The organism is Microcoleus sp. AR_TQ3_B6, assembly GCF_036702785.1.
Taxonomy (GTDB): domain Bacteria; phylum Cyanobacteriota; class Cyanobacteriia; order Cyanobacteriales; family Microcoleaceae; genus Microcoleus.
The window spans coordinates 1-6,630 of the sequence record NZ_JAUBVJ010000166.1 but is presented as its reverse complement, the minus strand read 5'-3'; the positions used below and the strand labels follow the sequence as shown (position 1 = coordinate 6,630).

The 6,630-nt window shown below is 42.3% G+C and carries 8 protein-coding genes; 1 reads left to right on the top strand and 7 read right to left on the bottom strand.

The annotated features are described in order from the left end of the window. Positions 1–33 precede the first annotated feature (33 nt). Positions 34–555, bottom strand: coding sequence for a GNAT family N-acetyltransferase (locus tag QUB56_RS35910; protein ID WP_332961133.1), 522 nt, complete (start codon positions 553–555; stop codon positions 34–36). Between the two features lie 446 nt (positions 556–1,001). Between QUB56_RS35910 and QUB56_RS35905 the strand changes: the two genes are divergently transcribed. Further along, positions 1,002–3,080, top strand: a complete 2,079-nt coding sequence (locus tag QUB56_RS35905; RefSeq protein ID WP_332961132.1) for an ABC transporter ATP-binding protein — start codon at positions 1,002–1,004, stop codon at positions 3,078–3,080. Between the two features lie 439 nt (positions 3,081–3,519). Here QUB56_RS35905 and QUB56_RS35900 read toward each other — a convergent pair whose 3' ends face one another. The 6 genes from QUB56_RS35900 to QUB56_RS35875 all read right to left on the bottom strand — a co-directional run. Continuing rightward, on the bottom strand, positions 3,520–3,765 hold the full coding sequence (locus QUB56_RS35900) for a hypothetical protein (protein ID WP_332961131.1): 246 nt from the start codon (positions 3,763–3,765) through the stop codon (positions 3,520–3,522). Positions 3,766–3,879: 114 nt separating this feature from the next. Further along, positions 3,880–4,602, bottom strand: a complete 723-nt coding sequence (locus tag QUB56_RS35895) for a PEP-CTERM sorting domain-containing protein (protein ID WP_332961130.1) — start codon at positions 4,600–4,602, stop codon at positions 3,880–3,882. Positions 4,603–5,086: 484 nt separating this feature from the next. After that, positions 5,087–5,230, bottom strand: coding sequence for a hypothetical protein (locus tag QUB56_RS35890; RefSeq protein WP_332961129.1), 144 nt, complete (start codon positions 5,228–5,230; stop codon positions 5,087–5,089). A 255-nt stretch (positions 5,231–5,485) separates the two neighbouring features. Then, entirely contained in the window at positions 5,486–5,800 is a 315-nt protein-coding gene (locus tag QUB56_RS35885; RefSeq protein WP_332961128.1) for a hypothetical protein, read from the bottom strand. After that, positions 5,797–5,997, bottom strand: a complete 201-nt coding sequence (locus QUB56_RS35880) for a hypothetical protein (protein WP_332961127.1) — start codon at positions 5,995–5,997, stop codon at positions 5,797–5,799. The genes QUB56_RS35885 and QUB56_RS35880 overlap by 4 nt, the downstream gene beginning before the upstream one ends. Positions 5,998–6,318: 321 nt before the next feature. After that, positions 6,319–6,630 (bottom strand): helix-turn-helix domain-containing protein (locus QUB56_RS35875; protein WP_332961126.1); only part of this gene is annotated, 312 nt, incomplete at its 5' end.

Below are 6,630 nucleotides of genomic sequence, written 5' to 3'. Positions count from 1 at the left end.
TCATTCCATCATTCCTCTTTCACGATCGTCGCTCTATTTTACTATTTTTCTCCGCCCTTTACAAAAAAGCACTACCGAATAATATACTCGATCGGAATCCTGGAGGTTATGCTGGTATCTCATCCCCACTTTTTCCATTACCCGCCGCGAGGAGCTATTTTTGGTATCTGCAACAGCAACAATTTTTTCTAGTTTTAATACTTCAAATCCATACTTGAGCGTCGCCGCTGCAACTTCCGATGCTAAACCTTTCCCCCAATACGCTTTTGCTAACACGTAACCGACTTCTACTTCAGGTGTTTTGCCTAAGAAGCGAAGCCCCCCGTCGCCGATCAATTGGTTATTTTGTTTATTGACAACAGCCCACAAACCGAAAGCGTGTTTTTCCCAATCTGCGATTATCCCTAATAAATCGGCTGCTGTTTCTTCTCTATTTCTGACGCCTTCATTCAGATACTTCATCACTTCTGAATCGCTGTAGATGCGGTACAGAGCATCTAAGTCATTTGGCGTAAATTGTCTCAGATACAATCTGGCTGTCTCTATTTCTTGCATAATTTATCAGCAAAAAGTCTAATATACTTCCCTGGGGACGACCGTGAAATCTAGAATCTATCTCTTCAATGCAGTGAACTGCATTTTGAAAAGCTAGCATTTGACCAGCCCATAAAACCAGTGGCGAACTCTATCTTTAAAGGCATAAAGTGGCAAGTAGCGGGTATCAGCAGTTGTCATAAATATGGGCGACTGAGTGCAGTCAGGAGCGAGAATTTGCGGGTTCTGTAGAATATTCCCTAATTTAACAGACTGTATTTGCTACAATTATTAGTTGGATATATTGTACAGCTTTTTTGCTCAAATACCGATCGCACCGAGCTCGCCTGCTGGTCCTACAAGCCGCGCAGCGAAAAAAAAGCTCGAGATCCTCAGCAAAAGACCCCGAATTTAGCAGCATAATAGCTTCTGCCATCTAAAATCTAAAATCTAAAATCTAAAATCGGATGACAATTTCCTCACCAGTAGCAGACACCAAAAACCAACCCGGCCGCGACACAGACTGGCGGTTATTCATGAGGTTGGCATCTTACGCATGGCGCAGCAAACGCTTGTTCATTATTTCGATCGCACTATTAGTACCGCTAGCAGTCTCAGGAGCAATACAACCGATTCTCATCGGACAGGCAATTTCCGTAATTCGCGCGGAACCTACCTACGAATTTTTGCGGGGATTGCCTTTATCTGCTGCATTGAATATTCTAGCAGTTTTGCTGATGCTAACTATAACAATTAGATTAGCACTGCAATCAGTTCAAGGCTATTTAGTCACAAAAGTAGGGCAAATAATTACTACTGATATTAGAAATGATTTGTTCGTCCACGTCACATCGCTAGCAGTCAGATTTTTTGACCGCACTCCTGTCGGTAAACTGATGACTCGCCTCACCAGCGATGTCGAAGCTTTGGGAGAGGTTTTTTCTTCAGGGGCGATCGGCATTGTCAGCGATTTATTTTCAATTTTAGTAATTGCCATTTTCATGTTTACCCTGCAGTGGCAACTAGCTTTAATGTTGGTGCTGATGATGATACCAATTACCGGAGTCATAGTTTATTTCCAGCATCAATATCGCCTAGCCAATTACACTACCAGAGAAGAACTTTCCGATCTCAACGCACAACTGCAAGAAAATCTGACCGGTATTGGCGTAGTGCAGCTATTCCGCCGCGAAAGATTCAACTCAGAATTGTTTCGCGTCACCAATAAACTCTACATTAAAGCAGTTGATACAACTATTTTTTACGACTCAGCCGTATCTGCGACCTTAGAATGGATTGCATTAGTGGCGATCGCAGCCGTTTTGTGGATGGGTGGTCAAAGGGTTTTAGCCGGTAGTCTTAACTTCGGTACTCTCTCTGCATTCATTTTATTTGCTCAGCGTCTCTTCGATCCGCTGCGGCAATTTGCTGAGAAATTCACTGCAATTCAAGCAGGATTTACCGCCGTTGAACGGATTAACGATATCCTCAACGAACCGATCGAAATTAAAGATCCAACCACCGGAAAGAAGGGAGAGCACAACACGGATTTTGATACGGATACACGGAGGTTTGAAGCCCGAGGGAAGTCATCCGATGGAAGTCGGGCAGGTTATTCACCGTTGTGGATAACTGGACATCCAGAGGCAACGGCTTACAACTTGTCTCCGTTCGATGGAGAATTAACCGATAATCATCAAAATCCAGCAAGTTCCGAATATCGTTTATTGCCTAACAATCCCAAATTAACCCCCCCCAACCCCCCCAACCCCCCCAAGCTTCCGGGGGAAGAAAAGGTCAAATCGCAGAATTCTGAATCGGGAGAAATCCAATTCGACAACGTGTGGTTTGCTTACAAACAAGACGAATATGTCCTGCAAAACCTCAATTTCACCATCAAATCCGGCGAAAAAGTAGCATTAGTCGGGCCTACGGGTGCGGGCAAAAGTTCGATAATCCGTCTCCTCTGCCGCCTTTACGAGCCCACCCGAGGGCGGATTCTGGTTAATCATGTGGATATTCGGGATTTGCCTCAAGCAGAGTTGCGCAGGCACATAGGAGTGATTATCCAAGATGGCTTTCTATTTGCTGGTGACGTAAAGAGCAATATCAGCCTGGGAGAAAATTACTCGATTGAGGAAATTCAAGCAGCAGCAGAAAAGACAAATGTTGCCCGATTAATTGAGGAATTGCCTCAAGGTTATGATACGCAATTGCGGGAACGGGGGACGAATCTTTCGGGGGGACAAAAGCAATTATTAGCGTTTGCTCGCGCCGCTATTCGCAATCCCAGTATATTAGTGCTCGACGAAGCAACTGCGAGTTTGGATGTGGGGACGGAAGCTTTAATTCAAGAAGCTCTAGAGCGTTTGATGGCGGACAGAACGGCGATAATTATTGCCCACAGGCTCTCGACTATCCGAAATGTCGATCGCATTTTAGTGCTCAAACGCGGGCAGTTAGTAGAGTCTGGCAGCCACGAAGAATTGTTGCAGCAAGAAGGTTTATATGCCAGTTTGTACAAGCTGCAAATGCTGGGAAGTTAACCGAAAAAGCAAGAAGGAATAAGGAAGTAAGAGGATTTTTATTGACGGGGTGACAAGGCCTTTGGAACCTTGATGGTAAAAGCATTGAAGCCGCTGAAGCTCAAAAAAGATAGTGCATTATCGACAGGCTGATTGACTAATAAGATTGTCCGAGAGATCCTTGAACCTGATTCAAGGGCTCTCGCCACTCTGTTTTATTGACTTACGCACAGCAAGCGTATCTTTTCGCTTGGTCACTCAACTCAAAACCTTGTCGCAGTAATTAATATCGTCAATGACTAGCTGTTGCTGAGTATTTTTCATGTTCTGAGCCTGCTTTGTAGTTCAATAATTCCCCATTAGCCTAGCGATTTGGCTTAAGGTTGCCATAATGGCAAAATACTGAAAATTACTAAACTGCTAACCTAGCTCTTGTTTAACTTGCTATTCAGAAGTTGTCCTAAAAAATCAACTTTATGACTTCATTAACTTCTCTGCACAACTTCCTTACCAATGCCACCAACATCTTGAACCGAGTGCTGTCGTGAGAACTGGCTGACGCCAGCCAGATGCGGAGTGTGGCAGGCCGGCGGGCGTGAAGCAACCGTCGGCAAAATAACCGAATTAGCCACCACCACCGCAAAGCTGTTCTGTGCGTGGCAGTGGTGGCCGCATCAGCTTGTGCTGTTAACTGTGCTGCCTCCATTAGCCTTTTGGGTGTTTGTTGAGGGATTAGTCGGCTGCACTTTCAGGTGGGTTTTCGAGCATACAGTTGCCCGCAACTGATAAGTTTATTTAAACTATTCTGTCAAACCGTAGATTAACCTTGTGACGTGGTTTTATGTTGCTGATTTGATTTCTTTCGTTTCAGCCATCCTCCTAAGCTTAGGGCTAGCGCTGAACCAAAGATGGTGGTCGGTTCAGGTACAGGCTCTGCAACATCAGCGGTTATAATTGTCAGACTAGCGTCTTCCTTAAGAGTGAGATAGGCTTCATCGGTGCGAAGGCTAAACCCAGCAAAGGTATCGTTGTTTTGAATTCGTTGACTAATAAATGGAAGTACATCAAAGACAAAATATGGCTTTATTCCCGGGGTAGGATTAAAGAGAACACTATACAAGTATTTTCCATCTAAGAATTCTCCAGCCCCAAAATCTGATACATCGGCTTGCCCGTCTCCTGTGTAGCCGTGGAGGTCCAACCGAGAAAAACGCTCATACCACGAAATAGTATTAGAGTTAACCCTAAAAATAACCCTGCTAATAACTGTATTAGGATCGAGAGACACATTGGCCATATTAAATTCGTAGAAAGCTCTATATTCTTGTCTATATCCTTCACCGTTTATTATTCCTACAGGAAGAGGTACATCTCCAGAAATATAGTCTCCCACTCCATCCCGATCATTTCTATCTCCGACGATAAAACTGCTATTGGGTGTCAAGGTAATTACACCTGCTTTAGCTTCTTTATTTGCTACCAAGGCCAAACTTAAAGCAGTACAAACAGAGGCAAATGCGACTTTTTGGTACAGATTGTTCATGAAAACTAAATTTCCTTTTATCGTAAACAACTTGACTGGAAAGCTGACTCAGCAATGAAACTACCTAAATATTAACTAGCTTACTTTAAAGACGCAAGTTATTTATAAAAATTATTAAATCTTAACAATAAGGTTAGCTGCATAAATGCTGTAGAGAGCAGGTAGCGTGAGCCATTAAGCTGTTATGCACCTAGATTGTTTATGGTATTAGAGGGGGATTCGGGGAGAGTCCGAGAGGGTCCGAGGATTTGACGAGTTTTGATATGGGATCGAAATATGCAATTTAAATGCAGAACAACTTATCAAAACACAACCGCTGCGAACCATAACCTCACACCGAATCATCCATCCATCCGCACTCCGAACAATCCCAATGAACAGGCAACGTTTCGTATTTGGGATAAGTCATTTCACACTGGAGACATCGGCCAGTAAACAGTGGGTGGGTATCCACAAGTTCTAACTGTTGTTCCAAAGTCGACCCCTATCTCGATTGCAGGATAAGTTCGCCGTTGTAGTAGCTTGCACCTTCGGGTTCCCATAGTTCCTCCGGCGGGGCGTTGGGGTTGACGGGGTGACAAGCAGGCTGAAAGCAAAGCTGCGTCAAGGTTTTGAGTTGAGTGACCAAGCGAAAATATCTTCGCGGGCGTGAGTCAATAAAAAAGAGTGGCGAGATCATTGAATCAGGTTCAAGGATCTCTCGGACGATCTTATGAGTAAGATAAGCCTGTCAATAATCCGCTATCTTTTTTGAGGTTCAGGGGCTTCAATGCTTTGACAATCAAGGTTCCAGAAGCCTTGTCACCCCCTCAATGATTTTTCCCCTCTCCCCCTCTCCCACTCTCCCACTCTCGCCTATGGGTAGCCGCTTATTATAGCAATCCTATATGAATTGTGAAAAGGCATCAAATCTTTTCAAGTTAGGAAAATTGAAAAGATTATATTTAGCAAACAATTGAAATAAAAGATTAATAAGCTTAAATTTTTTGCCGAAACGATAAAACCTCCTGAGCAAACTTTTTAATTGAAACCAAATTGCTTCAACTGGATTTTCTTCGGGTGCATAAGGGGCAAAAACTTCACAAGTAATTTTCCATTCCGAAGGGGCTAATCCTTCATTTTGTTTTGCTAAAAAATTCTGCATATTCTCTCCGGTATGATGCCTGACTCCATCCCAAAATATTAACAATCTTTTCACGACATTTTTTTTTGTAAATTTTCGATAAATTTGACAGTATTTTCTCCATTTCCTGTTAAATATTTTTCGAGTATTAAATCGGGCTCTAACAAATTTAATGCACCATAATAAGTTTGCCTGTCTTTATAATTATTAATTGGTATTTCCACGCGTTCTTTTGACTTTACCCATGCTTCACCTACAATGTCTCCTCCCATTAAATGGCATGAGTCTATTGCATAGACTACAAGCTGTCCCGCCTCTATTTCCTCTCTATTATCTTCGATAATTTGATTGATGTTTCATTTTTTTTGACTGATTATTCATTTTTTTTCGGATTTACTTTTTCAGCTTTTTGTCGTGTTATCTTCGGTTTTCTGTAAATCTTATAGTAACTTTCTTTCGATTCAAATATGACATTGTACTTCTCTATTAAATATATTTCTAGTTCTGATATCACAATATAGTGGGCCTAATAACCACTTTATAGTTGATTCTTCCTCTTCTGTTGTGAGCTTTGTTTTCGCTCCTCTATAGCCTCATTTTAGACCTGGTATTCCTTGTGTTATAAATCTTTTTTTCCATTTACTTACATAACCTTGAGATACATTTAGTATATTTTCTATCGCTCTGTACGCATAACCTTGTAGAGCCAGTTTTACAGCTAAGGCTCTCTTCATTTCTCGCGAGTCTCCATTACTATTTATAAATTTGATTAAACCTTCTATTTGTCCTGGGGGGGTAACAACCAGCCCCAAACCCAGAACTCGTAACGATTGAGGCAATGTGTGGTAAAAAAAGATAGGCAGCAGAATTGTTACACGCTTGCCTATCCCAAAAATAATGATTCC